General features: G+C 48.2%; 19 protein-coding genes. 13 read left to right on the top strand and 6 right to left on the bottom strand.

Annotated elements, in window-relative coordinates:
* Nucleotides 1-29: 29 nt before the first annotated feature.
* Both E2B99_RS12455 and E2B99_RS12460 read right to left on the bottom strand, forming a co-directional pair.
* Nucleotides 30-1,274 carry an oxygenase MpaB family protein gene (locus E2B99_RS12455; protein ID WP_134245359.1) on the bottom strand — a complete coding sequence of 415 codons (1,245 nt, stop codon included), beginning with the start codon at nt 1,272-1,274 and terminating at the stop codon, nt 30-32.
* A gap of 238 nt (nt 1,275-1,512) precedes the next feature.
* Complete coding sequence (locus E2B99_RS12460) at nt 1,513-2,415, bottom strand: SDR family NAD(P)-dependent oxidoreductase (RefSeq protein WP_134245361.1); 903 nt, start codon at nt 2,413-2,415, stop codon at nt 1,513-1,515.
* Nucleotides 2,416-2,897: 482 nt separating this feature from the next.
* On the opposite strand from E2B99_RS12460, the gene ettA reads away from it, so the two are divergent.
* From ettA to E2B99_RS12505, 10 genes are all read left to right on the top strand, one after another.
* Nucleotides 2,898-4,559 (top strand): energy-dependent translational throttle protein EttA, encoded by a 1,662-nt coding sequence (gene ettA, locus E2B99_RS12465; RefSeq protein WP_134245363.1) that lies wholly within the window; start codon nt 2,898-2,900, stop codon nt 4,557-4,559.
* Nucleotides 4,560-4,665: 106 nt separating this feature from the next.
* Nucleotides 4,666-4,989 (top strand): hypothetical protein, encoded by a 324-nt coding sequence (locus E2B99_RS12470; protein WP_134245365.1) that lies wholly within the window; start codon nt 4,666-4,668, stop codon nt 4,987-4,989.
* Between the two features lie 192 nt (nt 4,990-5,181).
* Nucleotides 5,182-5,610 (top strand): hypothetical protein, encoded by a 429-nt coding sequence (locus E2B99_RS12475; protein ID WP_134245367.1) that lies wholly within the window; start codon nt 5,182-5,184, stop codon nt 5,608-5,610.
* A 372-nt stretch (nt 5,611-5,982) separates the two neighbouring features.
* Entirely contained in the window at nt 5,983-7,815 is a 1,833-nt protein-coding gene (locus E2B99_RS12480; protein WP_134245369.1) for a DEAD/DEAH box helicase, read from the top strand.
* 272 nt (nt 7,816-8,087) lie between these two features.
* Nucleotides 8,088-8,237, top strand: a complete 150-nt coding sequence (locus E2B99_RS14660) for a hypothetical protein (protein ID WP_156935829.1) — start codon at nt 8,088-8,090, stop codon at nt 8,235-8,237.
* A gap of 124 nt (nt 8,238-8,361) precedes the next feature.
* Nucleotides 8,362-9,210 carry an ABC transporter ATP-binding protein gene (locus E2B99_RS12485; RefSeq protein WP_134245371.1) on the top strand — a complete coding sequence of 283 codons (849 nt, stop codon included), beginning with the start codon at nt 8,362-8,364 and terminating at the stop codon, nt 9,208-9,210.
* Complete coding sequence (gene mlaE / locus E2B99_RS12490) at nt 9,207-9,986, top strand: lipid asymmetry maintenance ABC transporter permease subunit MlaE (protein WP_134245373.1); 780 nt, start codon at nt 9,207-9,209, stop codon at nt 9,984-9,986. The genes E2B99_RS12485 and mlaE overlap by 4 nt, the downstream gene beginning before the upstream one ends.
* Nucleotides 9,983-10,504 (top strand): outer membrane lipid asymmetry maintenance protein MlaD, encoded by a 522-nt coding sequence (gene mlaD / locus E2B99_RS12495; RefSeq protein ID WP_134245375.1) that lies wholly within the window; start codon nt 9,983-9,985, stop codon nt 10,502-10,504. Before mlaE ends, mlaD begins: the two co-directional genes overlap by 4 nt.
* A gap of 73 nt (nt 10,505-10,577) precedes the next feature.
* On the top strand, nt 10,578-11,207 hold the full coding sequence (locus E2B99_RS12500; RefSeq protein ID WP_026472312.1) for an MlaC/ttg2D family ABC transporter substrate-binding protein: 630 nt from the start codon (nt 10,578-10,580) through the stop codon (nt 11,205-11,207).
* Nucleotides 11,207-11,509, top strand: coding sequence for an STAS domain-containing protein (locus E2B99_RS12505; protein ID WP_134245377.1), 303 nt, complete (start codon nt 11,207-11,209; stop codon nt 11,507-11,509). Before E2B99_RS12500 ends, E2B99_RS12505 begins: the two co-directional genes overlap by 1 nt.
* Before the next feature lie 50 nt (nt 11,510-11,559).
* Here E2B99_RS12505 and E2B99_RS12510 read toward each other — a convergent pair whose 3' ends face one another.
* The 4 genes from E2B99_RS12510 to recG form a co-directional block, all read right to left on the bottom strand.
* Nucleotides 11,560-12,333, bottom strand: a complete 774-nt coding sequence (locus E2B99_RS12510) for a hypothetical protein (protein WP_134245379.1) — start codon at nt 12,331-12,333, stop codon at nt 11,560-11,562.
* 79 nt (nt 12,334-12,412) lie between these two features.
* Nucleotides 12,413-13,426, bottom strand: a complete 1,014-nt coding sequence (locus tag E2B99_RS12515) for a CorA family divalent cation transporter (RefSeq protein ID WP_134245381.1) — start codon at nt 13,424-13,426, stop codon at nt 12,413-12,415.
* Nucleotides 13,427-13,587: 161 nt separating this feature from the next.
* On the bottom strand, nt 13,588-14,070 hold the full coding sequence (locus E2B99_RS12520) for a ComF family protein (protein WP_134245383.1): 483 nt from the start codon (nt 14,068-14,070) through the stop codon (nt 13,588-13,590).
* A gap of 213 nt (nt 14,071-14,283) precedes the next feature.
* The gene (gene recG / locus E2B99_RS12525; protein ID WP_134245385.1) at nt 14,284-16,332 is read right to left on the bottom strand and encodes an ATP-dependent DNA helicase RecG; all 2,049 of its coding nucleotides are present in this window, start codon (nt 16,330-16,332) and stop codon (nt 14,284-14,286) included.
* Nucleotides 16,333-16,361: 29 nt separating this feature from the next.
* On the opposite strand from recG, the gene E2B99_RS12530 reads away from it, so the two are divergent.
* The 3 genes from E2B99_RS12530 (at nt 16,362) to E2B99_RS12540 (ending at nt 18,798) form a co-directional block, all read left to right on the top strand.
* Nucleotides 16,362-17,183, top strand: a complete 822-nt coding sequence (locus E2B99_RS12530; protein WP_134245387.1) for an NAD-dependent epimerase/dehydratase family protein — start codon at nt 16,362-16,364, stop codon at nt 17,181-17,183.
* A gap of 292 nt (nt 17,184-17,475) precedes the next feature.
* Entirely contained in the window at nt 17,476-18,483 is a 1,008-nt protein-coding gene (locus E2B99_RS12535) for a putative solute-binding protein (protein WP_134245389.1), read from the top strand.
* Between the two features lie 114 nt (nt 18,484-18,597).
* Nucleotides 18,598-18,798 (top strand): hypothetical protein, encoded by a 201-nt coding sequence (locus E2B99_RS12540; protein WP_134245391.1) that lies wholly within the window; start codon nt 18,598-18,600, stop codon nt 18,796-18,798.
* Nucleotides 18,799-18,849 lie beyond the last annotated feature (51 nt).

The following is an 18,849-nucleotide window of genomic DNA, read 5'->3' on the forward strand; positions in this document are numbered from 1 at the left end:
TTCCCTGTGTGATAGATAAAAAATAAGCCTTAGCCTGCGATATAGGCGGGATGGTTTTTTTCAGGCTGAATGACCTTATCACCCCTGCTGCCAAACGTGGCCATATAATTTAACTGGGCCTGCCGCCCACGCCGTTGCTGCCAGCTTTTTAGCACAGGAAGCCGGCGCTGAATACGATAGCCAATAAGGTTTTGTGGAATCAAGAATGCCGGAAACCAGGGCAGCACATATTTGGGCAAGCCCAGTTGCTGCATTTTTTGTGCACTTAGGAACAGGCGGGAAATGCTTAGGTGCTTGTGATAGCTATAATGTCTTTGCAGGGTTTGCCAGCGTTTAAATTCCTTTTGCAGCGGTTCCTGAGCCAAGGCTGACCCAAGGGCCTGACTGGTCCAGTCCGGTGCAGCCTGAGTGAATAAGCTCTGATAAAGCAGGATATGACCATCCCGTTCGCAATCCACCAGCCAGCGTGGATCAACTCCCATTAACCAGCCCAGATATTTCCAGAAATGCATGACAGCTTGTGATTCCTGGCGGGTTGGCACAATGCCTAGACCACGCAAACCCAGCAGAAACAGGCTACAAAAGGCCAGATTGGTTGCTGCCATGTCGATCTGGCAAATCGGCAAACCCCAGTGCTCTGCATTCCACTCCGGTTTGCGGTGCAGGTTACGGCGTACCAGTGCATGAATCAGCCGGACATGGATCGTGGATTTAAAGCCGGCGGAAAACCGTTCCAGACCATGAGGAGCAGTGCAATCCATCCACCATTTACTGGTTTCAGCTAGCCGCTGGGATGCTCCCTTATTCAGTGCCCCGGTCATTACCAGTGCCTGATTAAAGCCTGCCAGTAAATAGCCTCCCATCAGGGCCAGGTCACGCAGCACATAATTGGCATTTAGGCCAACAGAATGCATAAACGCAACAGCCTGCTGCAACTGGGCCTGATCCAGCCATTCGGGTTGGGTTTCCACATGGGCAAAAAATTGTTGCAGAATGTCAGGACAGTCCTTAATTGATACAGTACCTTCATGTAGCGCCTGTTCAAACAGTTGTTTGCGCTGTCGGGTATTGTCCTCAAACAGCCAGTCCACCAGCGCATCCATCAGCGTATCGCCCTGCCACAAGCCGTCAATTAAGTGTTGATATTGCTGTTCAGTCATCATAATTGGCTGTTGCAGTAGTTTTTCCAGCAATGTCACCGCGGGTAAAAAACGGCGCGTGTGCTGAAAGCTTTTTGCCCGCTTGGGCACCGGGCGTGATTCGAGCTTGTTCATCAGAAATACCACGAGCAATAAGAAGTGGCTTTATCATAATGCGAATAATAATTCGTATACAACTCGCATTTATTTTTTAAGAATTTTCTTTATCTATTTACTGTTATTTAATAATTTTATGGAAATAAAAAAGCTGCATGGCAGATAAATACCATGCAGCTTTCGTGTTTGGATTAATCAACTACAGTAAAAAAACCAGATTAAATGCTTTAAAACTGTTTTTTACTAATCGGTTAACTTACCAGTGTTCACCTGGAACCAGACGGGCAAAGGCACGTTGCGCCAGATTCAGCTTGCCTGCTTTTTTGCTCTTACTGTCGCCAACGGCTGCTGTAGAGCTTGGGAACAGCTGATAACCCACTGACATCACAAAGTCATTAAACTTGGGCACCAGTGCATAGCTGACCGCAGCAAAGGTACCCACTTTGGTGGCAATACTCTTTGGCTTCTTGATGATAGCCTTTGCCACCATATCTGCCGCTTGTTCAGGGGACAGGGTAGGCACATATTTATACATTTTGGTGGGCGCAATCATTGGCGTGCGCACCAGTGGCATATAAATAGAGGTTAACTGAATGTTATGCGCATGCACTTCGGCAGACAGGCAGCGGCTAAAGGCATCCAGTGCTGCCTTGGACGCCACATAAGCCGAAAAACGGGTGGCATTGGCCAGCACACCAATCGAGCTGATATTGATAATATGACCGTTTTTACGGTTAATCATGTGAGACAGCACACTTAAAATCAGGCGCACGGCACCAAAATAATTCAGTTGCATGGTGCGCTCAAAGTCATGGAAGCGCTCAACCGATTCTTCCACGGCACGGCGGATTGAACGTCCGGCATTATTCACCAGAATATCAATATGACCGACTTCAGCCAGAATTTTCTGTGCACATTCATCAATTGATGCCATGTCATTGAGATCACAGGGAAATACGGATGCCTTACCGCCTGCCTGTTCAATTTCCTGTTTCACTTCTTCCAGTTTTTCACGGGTGCGTGCTACCAGCAACACGTGAGCACCTGCACCTGCCAATTGCTTGGCAACAGTTAAACCGATACCACTGGAAGCACCAGTAATCAAGGCAACTTTATCCTTAACCACTTTGGGTAACATCTTTTGAATCTGGCTGGCCATATTTAAGTCTCTTTCAAAAAAAGCAATATAAAAAATTCCAGGCATTTATGTAGTTTTGCCTAAATATATAGTATAAAAAATCCAAAAAAAATATATACCTTTCGTCGGATTAAAAATTAACCTTTAAATAATTAAGTAACTGATATAAACTAATTTTAGTTACAAGATCTAGAGTAATTATTCTAAAAAATTGCACAAAAAATAATCGAGCATTTACTCTAGTATTCAAACCACATACATTTTTAATACGTATAAAAAATAAACTACTTAAAACGTCACTTTATATGCGGCCAAGGTGAGGTGTAAAAACCCATTCCCGATAAAATTATGGCATTGCGCAGTTGCTTTACACGAGTTTTGCCAGAAATCCGCTATACTATGCGCCAAATTTGTTTCAATGCTTTTTGTGCAGCGTTTTTATTTTAGCGATTTAAGAGTAGTGAATTGATTTTCACTGCAAAAAAGTAATTTAGGAGTCCTACGTGGCCCAATATATTTATACCATGAACAAGGTATCCAAGCTGGTTCCGCCCAAGCGCGAAATCCTCAAGGATATCTCTTTATCATTTTTTCCGGGTGCCAAGATTGGTGTGCTGGGTCTAAATGGTGCCGGTAAATCAACCTTGCTGAAGATCATGGCAGGCGTTGACAAGGACTTTAACGGTGAAGCGCGTGCCCAGCCCGGCATCAAGATTGGCTATCTGGAGCAGGAACCGCATCTGGACCCTGCCAAGGATGTGCGCGCCAACGTGGAAGATGGCCTGCGCGAGCCGCTGGATGCACTGGCACGTCTGGATGAAGTGTTTGCCGAATACGCTGCCGAAGATGCCGACTTTGATGCATTGGCCAAAGAGCAGGAAAAACTGGAAGCCATTATTCAGACCTGGGATGCCCACAACCTGAATAACCAGATGGAACAAGCTGCTGATGCCTTACGTCTGCCAGCCTGGGATGCTGATGTCAGCAAGCTGTCCGGTGGTGAGCGACGCCGTGTGGCACTATGCCGTTTGCTGCTGTCCAAGCCCGACATGCTGCTCTTGGATGAACCAACCAACCACTTGGATGCTGAATCCGTATCGTGGCTGGAACGCTTCCTTAAAGACTTTGCTGGCACAATTGTGGCCATTACCCACGACCGTTATTTCCTGGACAATGTGGCCGAGTGGATTCTGGAACTGGACCGTGGTCATGGCATTCCCTATCAGGGCAACTACACCAACTGGCTGGAACAAAAAACTGCCCGTTTAGAGCAGGAACAAAAGCAGGAAGAAGCGTTTGCCAAAGCCCTGAAACACGAGCTGGAATGGGTGCGCAAGAATGCCAAGGGTCAGCAGGCCAAATCCAAGGCACGTATTGAACGCTTTGAAGAACTGAACTCGCGTGAATTCCAGCAGCGCAATGAAACCGCTGAAATTTACATTCCACCTGGCCCGCGTTTGGGTAACAAGGTGATTGAAGTTGAGAACATCAGCAAGTCTTTTGGTGACCGTTTGCTGTATGAAGGTCTCACCTTTAGCGTGCCACCCACTGGTATTGTAGGGATCGTTGGCCCCAATGGTGCCGGTAAAACCACCCTGTTCCGCATGATTACCGGTGAAGACAAGCCGGATACTGGATCAGTAAGCGTGGGTGAAAGCGTCAAGGTGGCCTATGTGGGCCAGATGCGCGACACACTTGACCCTAAAAAAACCGTCTGGGAAGAAGTATCTGACGGGCTGGATATTATTACCATTGGTGAGTACTCCACACCGTCACGTGCCTACATTGGCCGCTTTAACTTTAAGGGTCAGGATCAGCAAAAACGCGTTGGCGAGCTGTCCGGTGGTGAGCGTAACCGCTTGCAACTGGCCAAGACCCTACGTCAGGGCGCCAATGTCATCCTGCTTGATGAACCATCTAACGATCTGGACGTTGAAACCTTGCGTGCGCTGGAAGAAGCCATTCAGGTATTCCCCGGTAGCGTGCTGGTGGTGTCGCATGATCGCTGGTTCCTTGACCGGATTGCGACCCATATTCTGGCGTTTGAAGATGAAGGCCCGCAGTGGTTTAATGGCAACTACAGTGAATATGAAGCCTACCGCAAAAAAATGCTGGGTAACGATGCCGGACCAAAGCGTGCCAAGTACAAGAAAATTGGTGGCTAGAACTATCTAGTGACCAGTGTCAGGAAAAGGCGCCCAGTTGCGCCTTTTTTTAAATAACAAACATAAGAGAAAGTTTAATTAGTCTAGAAAAATATTGGGTGTTTACATGATAAATATTAGTTTAATGATAAAAGCGGCTTTACTAAGCATGCTCATGTTAATGGCCAGCCAAATTGCTATGGCACGTGAGTTACTGACCGAAGATCAGCTACGCCAGGTTGCTGAAAATGTGGCGACTAACAATCAATATGGTCAGCCTATTAATTATTTACAACATACTGCTGAGCAGAATAAGGACAATAAACTGCAACGTCATCCAATCGTATTTACAGGACGACAGTCCGCATTACTTAATGGGCAAACTACCCCAGCAATTGTAGCGGAAGAAAATTATTGTGACCGGCTGCTCTCGGGTGCACTCCTGTACTAAAGAGGTTATATGAGGATGGTCTAGTGGGTGGTTAGTATTTCGATAGAGCGCTAGCCTATGCTCAGGTTTTTATGCAACTACAGGTTTATGTAATTAATTATTATATTTATCAGTGAAATGATAAGCGGCGCAAATTTAATCATTGCTTGTTTTATACTCGGTTTAACTGAACTTTAAGGGTGAGACATAAAAATGATTAAGCCGCGAATGATTTACCTGTCTAGTATGGGATTATTGCTGGGTAGCACCCTGTTTTCTTCGATGGGCTATGCAGCCACCGAACTGTCAGACCGTGCCTTGCGCTATGAAACAGAAGCCAATCCAGCTAAGGCCAATGTTGCAGAGGTGCTGGATTGTCCTAAAGACATGCGTGAGGCAGAATGTACCCGGTTGCAATATGAGCGTTATGCCAATCAGACCGATCGTTCTTATAATGAATTCCTGAAAAATGAAACCAATAATCCGCTACGTAATCGGGTTATTAAGCAGCCATTATTAACCCAGCCACTGGACAATCCTAGTGCGCCAGCCGAACCGCGCCCTAATCTGAACAATTTGCGCAATCAACCGCAGACATTACCTGACCGTTTGCCATCAACCAGTATTGGTACACAGCCCTAACCAAAAGCGCACTAGTTGGGCAACTGTGCGCTTATTCGAAGCTTCTAAATAAAGTGTAATATTTGTATAGCTTTTTTAAATATATGCCGCTATAATGCGCCACGCACTTTTTTCCGTTCATCGCCTGAACATTCAATTGATTTACGATTGCGCGTTTACAGTCCTCAGGATGACTATTCTTCGCGCCTCTCATCTCTAGTCAGTCCACACTGACCATCTTTTTCAGGCTGCTGCCGTAAGCTGTTGTGCGTATATTGCATCGTATTTGTAAGCCTAAGCCCACTGACAAGAGTCAGATCTCTGCTTTGCTGCCTGATGCCGATGTCTATTTTATGACTTTATTGGAGCGCCCAACATGGGGCGAGACTCTCTATGAGCAACATTTTTGCTGATTTTCCTTTAGCTGAACAATATCAAAAAGCCCTAACTGATCTGGGCTTCACTGCACCAACCCCTGTGCAGGCTGCAGCTATTCCTGCCGCATTAGACGGTAAAGACCTACTGGTATCTAGCCAGACCGGTAGCGGTAAAACCGTTGCCTTCCTGTTGCCAACCTTAAATCCTCTGGCAACCACCAATCAATTGCAGTCTGCCAAAGACCGCATGAAATCAATCACTGCGCCACAAGTGCTGGTGCTGTGCCCAACCCGTGAATTGGCTCAACAGGTGAGCCAGGATGCAATTGCACTGGTTCGTCATGTGCGTGGCCTGCGCATTGCGACTATTGTTGGCGGCATGCCATTTGGTAAGCAAATTGCCCAGTTAAAAGGCGCTCAGGTTGTGGTAGCAACACCAGGCCGTTTACTGGATCTGGTGAATCGTCGTCAATTGAGCCTGCATGAAGTAGATGCGCTGATTGTTGATGAAGCTGACCGCATGCTGGATCTGGGTTTCTCCGAAGACCTTGAAGCCATTAGTGATCTGGCGGCCAACCGCAAGCAAACCCTGATGTTCTCTGCAACATTTGCTGACCGTATTATTCGTCTTGCTGAAAAGATGATGAACGAGCCTGAGCGTATTGCCATTGAAACTGGTTCAACCACTAACGTGGATATTGAACAAACCCTGCACTGGACAGATGGTTTTGAGCACAAGAAAAAACTGCTGGCGCATTGGTTAAGCGATGAAACCATGGATCAGGCAGTGGTATTTGCCAGCACTCAGGAAGATACGGATATGCTGGCCGAAGAGCTGGCTGAAGCGGGTCATCAGGTTGTAGCACTGCATGGTGCCATGCCACAAACCGTACGTAACCGTCGCATCAAGAGCCTGCGTGATGGCCGTGCACGTGTACTGGTTGCCACTGACGTTGCTGCCCGCGGTCTGGATGTTCCTGGTATTAGCCATGTGATCAACTTTGGCTTACCAATGAAAAACGAAGACTACGTACACCGTATTGGCCGTACTGGCCGTGCAGGCCGTAGTGGTCGTGCGATTACGCTGGCATTGCACCGTGAGCGCGGCAAAATCCGCGGTCTGGAAGAATACCTGAGTGCCCGTCTGGCTGTGACCGAAATTGCGGGTCTTGAGCCAAGCCCACCACCAGAGCGTCCACGTGGTGCTGGCCGTGGGAATGGTAATGGCCGTGGTGGCCGTCCGGGTGGCGGTGGCCGTCGCTTTGAAGGCGAATCCCGTTTTGGTAGTGGCGAGCGTCGTCCGTTCAACCGTGATGGTGGTGATCGTTCAGATAGCCGTCCAGCACGTCCGTTTAACCGTGACGGTGGTGACCAGCGCCGCAGCTTTGGCAATAGCGAAGGTGGCGAGCGTCGTCCGTTCAATCGTGATGGCGGTGATCGTTCAGATAGCCGTCCAGCGCGTCCGTTTAACCGTGACAATGGTGACCAGCGTCGCAGCTTTGGCAATGACGACAATCGTGGTAACCGCGTAGACTATCGTAGTGAACGTCCAGCGCGTTCATTTGGTAACAGCGAAGGCGGTGATCGTCGTCCGTTTAACCGTGACGGTGGTGACCAGCGTCGCAGCTTTGGCAATAGAGAAGGTGGCGAGCGTCGTCCCTTCAACCGTGATGGCGGTGAGCGTCGTTCATTTGGCGGTGATCGTTCAGATAGCCGTCCAGTGCGCCGTGAATTTGGTGGAGAGCGTAGCTTTGGTGCTGAGCATACCCCGAATGTTGAGCGTAAAACTCGCCGTTTTAAAGAACAGGCTTATGCTAACAAGGCACGCGCCAATAACTATGATGACTAAGTTCGTCATGGTTTAATGACCAAATGACCTTATTCTAACCTGCTAATTCATTGTATTGTTTTAGCAGGTTGCCCAAAAAGCCGGTACTATGCCGGCTTTTTTGACATCTGTACTTTGCGTAATTTTTTAATGCGAGCCTGTTGTTAGTCCGATTTTTGCATCTTGTTCATTGTGGCAATACGCTATACTATGCAACAAATAGCAGGGCACAAAATAGCAATGCGTTATCCAGCGGATTGATGAAATTGGTAAAATGCTAACAAGGAAAACAAATGCCTTATCTTTTTGTATTTTTAGTCGGCTTAAATGCGGTTTATTTGGGCTTTCAGCTCTTAAAGGAAAAAGAACCGTCAGTGTTGCCCGAATTTAATATCCAGCAGGCGGAAGTCTACCCGGAAACCATTCAACTGGTGGAAAAGTAATAACTTATTCTTCACTATTTAAGCAGCTTGCTATAAAACAAAAGCACTACGTTCCCTACTTATAGTGCGATATAAAGTATGCTAAAGTTGTTTTTTTAATATTTTGTTACGGATTATTGTGCGCATGGTTAATCCCCAAAATCGGACACAAGATTCGCATACGTTAACCGATGATTCATTAATCGAAGTCAAAGATCTGGTTTTTTACCGGGGTGACCGTCCTATCTATGATGGCGTCAACATGCAGTTCAGGCGTGGGCAGATTACCGGCATTATGGGGCCTTCCGGCACGGGTAAAACCACGCTGCTACGCCTGATTGGCGGGCAACTTGTACCTGACAGTGGAAAAGTGTTATTTGAAGGGCAAAATATTGCCAGCCTTGGCCGTCAGCAACTGTTTAAGGTGCGCGCCCGCATGGGCATGCTGTTTCAAAGTGGCGCCTTATTTACCGACATGACGGTATTTGAGAATGTGGCCTTTCCATTACGGGCGCACACCCGGCTGCCTGAACACCTGATTGCCGAGCTGGTTGGCCTAAAGCTTGAGGCGGTGGGCCTGCGTGGCACTGAACAGCTCATGCCGTCAGAGCTATCCGGTGGTATGAATCGCCGGGTGGCGCTGGCCCGTGCCATTGCGCTGGATCCAGACCTGATTATGTATGATGAGCCCTTTGCCGGACAGGACCCGATTGTGATGGGCGTATTGACCCGTCTGATCCGTGCCCTGCGTGAAGCCCTGGGGCTTACTACCATTATTGTATCGCACGATGTGGATGAAACCCTGTCGATTGCTGACTATGTGTATGTAGTGGCAGAAGGCAAAATCATGGGTGAAGGCACCCCTGAACAGCTAAGAGCCTCGCCATCTGCTTTTGTACAGCAGTTTTTAAATGGCTATGCCGAAGGCCCGGTCGAGTTTCAATATAGCCAAACTCCCTATCTGGCGACATCTCTACTGGGAGAACCGACATGAACGCGGTGCAGCATCTTGGACGTGCCGTCATTGAGCGTATTGAAGGCATTGGAGCAGCGCTGCTATTGTTGCTGCGTACCTTGCTGGCTGTGCCATCGCCCCGGGGTTTTGGCCTGTTCGTCGAGCAAATGTATCGGGTAGGGGTATTGTCCCTGCTGATTATTAGCGTATCCGGCCTGTTCATTGGACTGGTACTGGGCTTGCAGTTGTATTCCATTTTAATTCGGTTTGGCAGTGAGTCGATGCTGGGCACTGGTCTGGCATTAACCTTGTTACGTGAACTGGGACCGGTCGTAGCAGCCCTGCTGTTTGCCGGACGTGCCTGTTCCAGTATCTCAGCAGATATTGGCTCAATGAAAGCCTCTGAACAACTGTCCAGTATGGAAATGATCGGGGTTGATCCGTTACGCCGCATTGTTGCGCCACGCCTGTGGGCAGGTATTGTCAGCTTGCCCTTATTAACCATTATCTTCTCGGCTGTGGGTATTCTGGGCGGCAAGTTTGTTGGCGTGGACTGGCTGGGCGTGGATGAAGGATCGTTCTGGTCCAGCATGCAGGGTTCGGTGAGTTTTGGTGAGGATGTCCTTAACGGCATCATTAAAAGTGTTGTGTTTGCAGTTACCTGTACCTGGATTGCGGTGTATCAGGGCTATGCCTGTGATCCCACGCCAGAGGGCATTGCCACTGCCATTACCCGTACTGTGGTTTATTCGTCCCTGTGTGTGCTGGGACTTGATTTTGTTTTGACTGCGGTCATGTTCGGAGGATTGTCATGAGGACACGAAGCAGTGAACTCACCGTAGGCATTTTTGTGATTGTAGCGGCCATTGCGCTGTTCTTTCTGGCCATGAAAGTTAGTGGACTGTTGGGCAGCAATTATGGAGACACTTATACGCTAACCGCACAATTTAACAATGTGAATGGATTAAAACCGCGTGCTAAGATTACCATCAGTGGCGTTACCATTGGCCGGGTTACGGATATCCATCTGGACCCTAAAACGCTACAGGCTGAAGTTGTTCTGGAAATTGACAGTAACGTCAAAACCATTGATGACGATGCCTATGCCATGGTGGCGACTAACGGAATTCTCGGTGAAAAATACCTGAAAATCGTGCCCGGCGCCGGTGAAAAGTACTATAAGGCAGGCGACAGGATCACCCAGACTCAAGGTTCCATGGACATTGAAGATTTGATCAACAAGTTTATTACCGGAAATGCTGGCGCTAACAAGACAGCGTCAGCAACGCCTGCGGTACAGGCACAACCGGATGGCTTTGCAGAAGGGTTTTAGGCCATTTTGCAAAACATGATTTTCATCAGACAGTATTGATTGCAATATTGCCTTACTCAATGAGAGGAATAACATGAAATTTAAAGCATTGCCAACCACATTAAGTGCCAGCATGCTCGCAGCCATGGTTGCCAGCACCAGTGTGCAGGCTGCACCTGAACCTGCCCCAGTATTTGTAAAACGTATTTCTGATACGCTGGTTGACCGTCTGGTCAAAGAACGCGCCAATTACCAGAAGAATCCGGCAGTGCTCAACACCATCGTTAAAGAAAATATCGAGCCATATGTTGATTTTGAAGGTTTTGCCCGTGGCGTTATGGGACAGTACTATCGTCAGGCAACCCCTGCCCAGCGTACTACCTTTACCCAGACATTCCGCCAAAGCCTGATTCGAACCTATGCCAAAGGTCTGGCTGCCTATAACAATGAAAGCTATAGCATTCGCCCGTTTACGCCAGGTCGTGATCCCAGCAAGGCTGTAGTGAGCATGGACTTTAAAACCAGTAATGGCACGATTCCAGTCACGTATCAGCTAATTCAAAGTGGTGAAAGCTGGAAAGTACGTAATGTGTCGTTAAATGGTATTGATATCGGGCTTACCTTCCGCAACCAGTTTTCCTCAACAGTGCAAAGCAACAAGGGTAATCTGGATAACGCCATTAAAAACTTTACCCCATCTGCTGATGCTGCGGGCAACCGTTAATGGTGGGGGCACAGCTTAAAGTTCAGGATCAGGTAATAGCCTTAACGGGTAGCATTGAATTTGACAATGCTGCCTCGGTCTATGCACAGGGCTTAAAGCTGTTGAAGCAGCAAAATCACTCGCCCGTATATCTGGATTTATCTGGTTTGCAATCGAGCAATACCATTGCGCTGGCAGTATTTGTACAGTGGCTAAGGCAATGTGCAACCGGGCAGCAGTTTTATTTGCAGCATGTCCCACAAAAAATGCAGGCTATCATTCAGGCATCCAATTTACAGGATGCCTTTGGTTTAAAAGCCTGATGTTAAAATACTGATAAAATCTTATTCAATTATTAGATCAAGAGTTGGTCTTAACCAACTCGAGCTCGTCTTGGATTTTCTGATTTTTTGATTTTCGGCACATCTTGCGCCATTTCAATTGAGGTGGCACGCATCATTAACGGCTGGATAAGTGGTGAACTGAGCAGATTGATCACCTGACGGGCCTTTTGGGTATTCTTGCTGGCTGGATTGATATAACCGCGCAAAATGATTTCTTCATTGGAAATATAGACAAACTGGTCGCCAGGGCGTAGCCATTTGTCCAGAGTAACTGCACACTGAACCTGCTTGTTACGCGCCATACGCCATGCAGCTAGTGAATCGCTAGTAGTTACCAGACGTGTATTGGCAGGAATATTGGGAACACTTTTCAGGAAAATATTGCTTACCCGGCTTCCTTTGGGGGATACCGCAATGGTGCTTATCTTGGCCTGAAACAAGGTATCTAGTAAGCTTACACGCTTAGGCAGCGGATTATTAGGGCACCATAGAATTACTTGGCTGGCAGCAACAATCTGACTGTTGTTTTCCAAAAATTGATTAACTTTTGGTGTGCCGTAGCCTGTATTTTCAATAAAAATAATTAAATCAGCATTAACATTTTTTTTATTAAAGTCAGTATAAATGTCAATATTAGGGCGTGCCACAACATCAACATTCATGCCTAATTGTTGAACTAAGCGTGGCTTAAGGGATTCCAGTACCGGAGAAAAACCTTGACTAATACCTACGCGCAAGGTTTCTGCATGCACAGGCATAACCGACAAAGCGAAGGCAAGCGATAACACTTTTGATAATTTCACTTTGAAACCTTTATGTTAAATTATGTGAATTATTGTAAACCTATTTGTTAAAAATACAAATAATAAATCTGCACTTTTGTTAAATCCACTTTTTAGTACGGAAATAAATTAAAGGTCCAATAAAAAATAACAGCACAATAAATATCACTAAAAAGAAACTGTAGTGTCCATGCGCAAATGGCAGACTTTCAGTATTCATGCCATAAATGCTGGCAATCAGCATTGGCGGGGCGAGCATGCTGGGTAAAATGGAGAAACGACGGATCGTGTCACTTTGCTCCGTGTTAATAAACCCTGAAGTGGTATCAAGTAAGAAACGTACTTTTTGATACAAAAAAGTATCGTGTTCAACCAGTGAGCGCACGTCTTCGGTTAATTCCCGCACATCAACATCATAAATATGGCTGCCCAGTGCACGTGGACGGCTTAGGAAAGTGAGCACACGGCGCAAGTCAATCAGGCAGAGCTGCGCCTTACCTAACACATCTTCCTGTTGGGCCAGCCGCGTTACCATGTCATCCAGATCCAGTACATTTTCCCGATGATGATTATTGAGCACTTCAGTGGAATACTTTTCAAGATCGCGGTGCACGTCTTCCAGAATATCGGCCAGTTCATCCACCTTGGCTTCCAGCAAACCCAGCAAAATCCAGATCGGGTCTTTATAGTCAATGTCATAATCATTGCGGCGGGCACGGGCGCGAAAGGCACGAAACGACACCATTTTTTCGCCACGCAGGGTATACAGTCGTTCCTTGCTTAAAATAAAGGCAACGGTTTGCGCGGTGGCTAGAATATGGCTGTTGTCTTCGTCTTCATTGTCAGCTTGCAGGCTTTTGTTCTTGGATAAAAAATAGGTGCTGATATGCAGAATACCATCATCATCACGATAGTAGCGGGCTGAAGAGGAAATGTCTTCCAGGGAGCGAATGGTGGGCAGGGTTTGGCCATAGGCATCTTCTACCCACTGCTGTTCTTCCTGCGTGGGGGCAATCAGGTCAATCCAGACCAGCTCCTGCTCGAGGTCAAAACTACCCCGGACGGTGGTGTCCTGTAAGCTGCCGCGCTCGGTGGCAAAAAAAGCTTCGAGCATACGATAAGAGCTCCCTTGCGCAAAAATAATGATCAGTTAAACAGCGCCTAAACCTGGCGCCTATTCTATTCATCTATTTGAATAATGGGCAGGGGGCAAGAGCGCTTTTTACCAAAAAATCTTGCCATTTCGTCCATTTCTGCTGGAACCCATCCTGAGTATTATGCCCGTGCAATCACCAGACTCTGGATCTGTTGCACGCCAAGTTTATCCAGTTGCTGTTGCATGGCAGCCAGTGTACTGCCCGTAGTCATTACATCATCAATGATCAGAATTTTGCGATAAATGACCCGGCACTGATCGGTATTTATATAGAAAGCATCCTGCAAATTGATGAAACGCTCCGTCTGTGACAAACCTTGCTGGGCAGGTGTGTGATGACGACTTAAGGGCTGCCATAGTGGAATTTGCCATGTTTTGCTTAATTGCTGCGCCAGTAACAGGGTGGGATTAAAGCCCCGTGTGACCAGTTTTTCAGGTGAGCTGGGCACGGCCACCAATGCCTGCACAGCAGGCTTGGGCGTTTGCAGCAAAATATCATGCAGTATGGGTAACAATTCCAGTCGTTGCTGGTATTTATACTGGTGAATCAGGCGATCAACCGGCCAGACATAATGACAGGCCGCCTGTACTGAATGCGACATGCTTCGATTTGGCAGGCTGTGATGAGGCAAGATGTGATGAGGCATGCTTTGATGAGAGAGTGCAGTGGCTTGTAATAACCACGGCAATTCCTGCCAGCAGTTTGCGCATACACTACGGGCAGGCTGGGCGGGATAAAGCCGGCACAATAAGCAAGCCGACGCATGCCCTTGAGCTAAAGACCGTATCGCCTTGATCAGGGTTCGCATGAGGGCTTAAACATAGGCATAACGAGGTGCTTCTGGCAACCAGCGCTGGAGTAGGGGTTCAGCCAGTTCAGCATGATCTTTAAGGATCAGTGCAGCAATACGCTGTGCCTGTGGCAGCAGGTATTCATCCCGTTGCAGGTTGGCCAGCCGAAAACCCAACAGACCAGTTTGCCGTGTGCCCAGAATTTCACCGGGACCACGCAGCTCAAGATCTTTTTCGGCAATCACGAAGCCATCGGTACTCGCTCGCAAGGTGGCCAGTCGTTCGGTGCCGTTTTCAGACAGTGGTGATTTGTACAGCAATACACAAAAGCTGGCGGTACTGCCACGACCCACGCGCCCACGAAGCTGGTGCAGTTGTGACAGTCCCAGCCGTTCGGCATTTTCAATGATCATCAGTGAGGCATTTGGCACATCAACACCCACTTCAATCACAGTGGTGGCAATCAGCAAATGCAGTTCATTGTTTTTAAAGGCACGCATCACGGCCTGCTTTTCTTCCGGCTTCATGCGGCCATGCACCAGTCCCAGCTTTAGGTGTGGCAAACGCTCTGACAGCTCGGCAAAGGTATCCTCGGCAGCCTGTGCATCCAGACTTTCCGATTGTTCGACCAGCGTACACACCCAGTAGGCTTGGCGGCCTTCAGTACAGTTGGCGGCAACCCGTGCAATTACCTGTTCGCGCTTTTCAAACGGAATGGTCACAGTGGTAATGGGCGTGCGTCCCGGGGGCAGTTCATCAATAATGGACGTATCCAGATCGCCATAGGCACTCATGGCCAGTGTGCGCGGGATAGGCGTTGCGGTCATTACCAGCTGGTGCGGTGTCGTGCCTGCATTGCCTTTTTCACGCAAGGCCAGCCGCTGGTCAACACCAAAGCGGTGCTGTTCATCAATAATCACCAGGCCAAGCTTTTTAAAAGCCACATTGGCCTGAAACAGGGCATGGGTGCCAATTACCAGTTGCGCCTGTCCGGTTTTAACCAGATGCTCAGACAGTTCGCGCGCCTTGCCCTTTTGCTTGCCAGATAGCCATGCGACCTGAATGCCCAAAGGTTCAAACCACTGGCTAAAATTAATAAAATGCTGTTCAGCCAGAATTTCAGTGGGGGCCATTAGCGCAACCTGCCAGTTGCTTTCCAGCACATGACAGGCCGCCATGGCAGCAACCAGCGTCTTGCCTGCACCCACATCACCTTGCACCAGCCGCAACATGGGCTTGCTGTGTTGCAAGTCCTGCAATATTTCTGCACTCACGCGCTGCTGGGCACCAGTGGGTTTAAAGGCAAGGCCAGCCAGGAGTTCTGCAATCAGTTGCTGGCTTGGCTGAATGACAGGCGCTGCAATAGATTGAATATAATGCCGCCGGGTGAGCAGGCTAATTTGATGTGCCACCAGTTCCTCAAAAATCAGCCGCTGCTGGGCAGGATGGCGGCCCTCAGCTAAATCAAAGACATTGGCATCCACTGGTGGCTGATGGATATAACGCAAGGCGGCCTGCATGTCATAGTGCTTCACGCACTGGCTCGGCAGCAGTTCCGGCAAATGCTGGGAATAATGTTTTAAGGCCTGATCGACAAACTGGCGTAACTTGGCTTGCGTTAAGCCTTCGGTGGTGGGATAGATGGCGGTCAGGCGTGAGGCCGGTAGCGGCTCATCCGGACTGACAAACTGGTATTCGGGGTGATACAACTCAAGGCCACGCGCACCCACCCGCACCTCACCAAACACCCGCACGCTGCTGCCCACCCGGAATTTTTCCTTAAGGCCTTTATACACCTGATAAAAGCGCAACGTGATCTTGCCCATGCCATCATTGATCTGAATGGCCATGGACGTGCGCTTGCCCGGTGGAAAGTCAACCGACTGAATGGTGCCCTGCAAGAGCGCTGTCTTGCCCACAAACAACTGGCTCATGGGAATGATGCGGCTGCGGTCTTCATAGTCGCGCGGCAGGTGAAACAGCAAGTCGACCGGTGTGTAAATATGCAGCTTGGCCAGCAATTGTGCGGCAGCTTCTCCTACACCCGATAAGTCACGAACAGTTATACTCATGCGCAAAGTGTAATGGCAGTTTGTTAAAAATGCATGTGTTGATTATAGGACTGGGCAATATTGGTAGCCTGCTTGCGACAAATCTGGTCACTAGGGGCCATCAGGTGACAGGGATTAATCGTAGTCCACGCTCTATTGCCGGGGTCAATGCCATTGCCCAACCCGTTCAGCAGTTGCATCTGGCTCAAGTGGCGCCCATAGATTGGGTCTATGTGATTCTATCTCCGGATAGCCGAACAGCAGAAAGTTATCGGCATGTGTTTATGGATAGCCTTGCACCCTTACAGCAAGCCCTGCATGCGCATCCGGTACAGCGTGTGGTTTTTATTTCTTCCAGCAGTGTTTATGGCAGTGGACAAGGTGAGTGGATGGATGAAACCACGCCGCCACAGCCGGACACGCCCACAGCACAGGTATTGTGGCAGGCTGAACAACAGTGGCGCAAAGTCTGGGGTAGTCGATTAACTGTGGTGCGACCCAGTGGAATATATGGCCCCGGACGGTTGCGGCTAATTGACTGGGTGAAACAAGGCAAGCCAGTCAAGCTAAACCAGTGGACCAATCGCATTCACAGTGACGATCTTGCCGGGTTTCTGGCTTACCTGAGCACTTTGTCAGAACTGGCGCCGCTGTATCTGGCCACCGACCAGCAACCCAGCCTGCAACACGAGGTATTGGCATATTTGGCCCAGCATTTGCAGGTTGAAAACGTCCCGATACTTGAAGCACCCATGAGCGGTAAACGGCTAGATGGTCAGCGACTTGCACAAACGGGCTACCAGCTACAATATCCGGATTATCGGCAGGGCTATGCCATGATGCTGGCATTCTCTTATGAAAACAGGCGTTAAGCGTTAATTGGTAAAACAAATACCTGCACGGCAGTTTGACTATTTTTTTGATAAATATGGGTGGTTTTGGCACTTGCAATGTGAATGGTTTTGGTTTCTGATTGGGGATTAGCAATAGTATCCTTTTACCATTGCTAACAAATGACAGGCGTTGTCATGGGGAACACCTTGATTCCGGTACAGGACACTGGACATAACTAACTGAAAAATGGTTATTGGCAGGGTTGCCTGAAATACTTCTGGTACTGCGTGTAATGGGCTACACGGCACAACAAGATAGGAAATGGCTATCATGAATAAGAAAGGTAAGTCGTCAGTAAAAAAACTGCTGATGCTAACAGGACTTTTGGGGTTGATGGGTAGCGCGAGTGCACAAACCATTTGCGCATTTGACCTTGGTGGGGCATCAGGCGACAACTACGCCCTGATGAAAGATTATGTGCTAACGGTTAAAAAGTGGAATGTTGACATTACCCTAAAACCTTATAGCAATGAAGGCGCTGCCTTACAGGATTTCAAGTCCGGCCAGTGTGATGGACTGGTGGCAACCAGTTTTGTGACCCGCAACTTCAACAGCTACACAGGATCAATCAATGCGATTGGTGCTATTCCCAGCAACGTTATTGCCCGTAACCTGCTTATGCTGATGGGTAATCCCAAACTGGCAAGTGACATGGTGGAAGGCGATTATGAAGCTGCCGGGGTCATTCCAATTGGCTCGGCTTATCTTACCACCAAAGACCGTACCATTAACACGCTGGCTAAAATTGAAGGCAAGCGGATTGGCGTGCTTGAAGTTGATCCGGTACAGCGCCGGATGGCTATCAAGGTAGGCGCCAAACCGGTACTGATGACCATTGACAATGCTGGTAACAAGTTTCAAACCAGCCAGATTGATATTTTGCCAGCACCCAGCATGGCGTTTACCCCTTTGGAAGTTTATCGCTCCATGGGGCCTAATGGCGGGGTAGCACGTTTTCCCTTAAGCTTTATGTCACTCAATCTGATTTTAAAGAAAAATGCCTATCCCGCAGGCTTTGGCCAGAAAAGCCGGAGCTGGTTTTCCAGTCAGGCACCGCGCCTGATGAGTAAGGTTGCCCGTGATGATGCTAGCGTTCCAGCCAAGTACTGGTTCGATATTCCCAGTGAAGATCAGGTGGGCTATTTACGTATTTTACGCCAGATGCGTATTGAATTTGTGCAAAATAAGACTTATAACCCTCGCATGATGAGTCTGTTAAAACGCTTGCGTTGCCAGCAGGACGCTACCAATTATGAGTGCGCCCTGAAAGACGAGTAACCGCAGGATTTATAACCGGAAAAGGACAAATAATAGTTATAGCGAGGGAAAATGAATTTTTTTCAACGGAAAGAGCAACAGATACAAGCCCTGACAGGTAAGGGGTTTGTAAGGTTGGCTCTATCATCGTTGCTGTTGTCTGGCAGTGCAATGGCCACCAGTGCGCAAGCGCAAACCCTGTGTGTGTTTGACTTAAGTGGTGCTTCTGGCGATTACTTTGCATTTATGAAGGATTATGCACTGGCGGCCCAGAAATGGTCAGTCATGATTGACTTAAAAGCCTATAACAAGGAAGAAAAAGCAATCAGTAAATGATGAATCTGCTCAAACGCCTGCGTTGCCAGCAAAATCCGCAGGAGCCGGAAT

The sequence above is a fragment of the Alkanindiges illinoisensis genome (assembly GCF_004377485.1).
GTDB classification, from domain to species: Bacteria; Pseudomonadota; Gammaproteobacteria; order Pseudomonadales; family Moraxellaceae; genus Alkanindiges; species Alkanindiges illinoisensis_A.

Coding starts and splice junctions, on each gene's coding strand:
- E2B99_RS12455 (WP_134245359.1), bottom strand. CDS start 1,274: ATGAACAAGCTCGAATCACGCCCGGTGCCCAAGCGGGCAAAAAGCTTT.
- E2B99_RS12460 (WP_134245361.1), bottom strand. CDS start 2,415: ATGGCCAGCCAGATTCAAAAGATGTTACCCAAAGTGGTTAAGGATAAA.
- E2B99_RS12470 (WP_134245365.1), top strand. CDS start 4,666: ATGATAAATATTAGTTTAATGATAAAAGCGGCTTTACTAAGCATGCTC.
- E2B99_RS12475 (WP_134245367.1), top strand. CDS start 5,182: ATGATTAAGCCGCGAATGATTTACCTGTCTAGTATGGGATTATTGCTG.
- E2B99_RS12480 (WP_134245369.1), top strand. CDS start 5,983: ATGAGCAACATTTTTGCTGATTTTCCTTTAGCTGAACAATATCAAAAA.
- E2B99_RS14660 (WP_156935829.1), top strand. CDS start 8,088: ATGCCTTATCTTTTTGTATTTTTAGTCGGCTTAAATGCGGTTTATTTG.
- E2B99_RS12485 (WP_134245371.1), top strand. CDS start 8,362: ATGGTTAATCCCCAAAATCGGACACAAGATTCGCATACGTTAACCGAT.
- mlaE (WP_134245373.1), top strand. CDS start 9,207: ATGAACGCGGTGCAGCATCTTGGACGTGCCGTCATTGAGCGTATTGAA.
- mlaD (WP_134245375.1), top strand. CDS start 9,983: ATGAGGACACGAAGCAGTGAACTCACCGTAGGCATTTTTGTGATTGTA.
- E2B99_RS12500 (WP_026472312.1), top strand. CDS start 10,578: ATGAAATTTAAAGCATTGCCAACCACATTAAGTGCCAGCATGCTCGCA.
- E2B99_RS12505 (WP_134245377.1), top strand. CDS start 11,207: ATGGTGGGGGCACAGCTTAAAGTTCAGGATCAGGTAATAGCCTTAACG.
- E2B99_RS12515 (WP_134245381.1), bottom strand. CDS start 13,426: ATGCTCGAAGCTTTTTTTGCCACCGAGCGCGGCAGCTTACAGGACACC.
- E2B99_RS12520 (WP_134245383.1), bottom strand. CDS start 14,070: ATGTCGCATTCAGTACAGGCGGCCTGTCATTATGTCTGGCCGGTTGAT.
- recG (WP_134245385.1), bottom strand. CDS start 16,332: ATGAGTATAACTGTTCGTGACTTATCGGGTGTAGGAGAAGCTGCCGCA.
- E2B99_RS12530 (WP_134245387.1), top strand. CDS start 16,362: ATGCATGTGTTGATTATAGGACTGGGCAATATTGGTAGCCTGCTTGCG.
- E2B99_RS12535 (WP_134245389.1), top strand. CDS start 17,476: ATGAATAAGAAAGGTAAGTCGTCAGTAAAAAAACTGCTGATGCTAACA.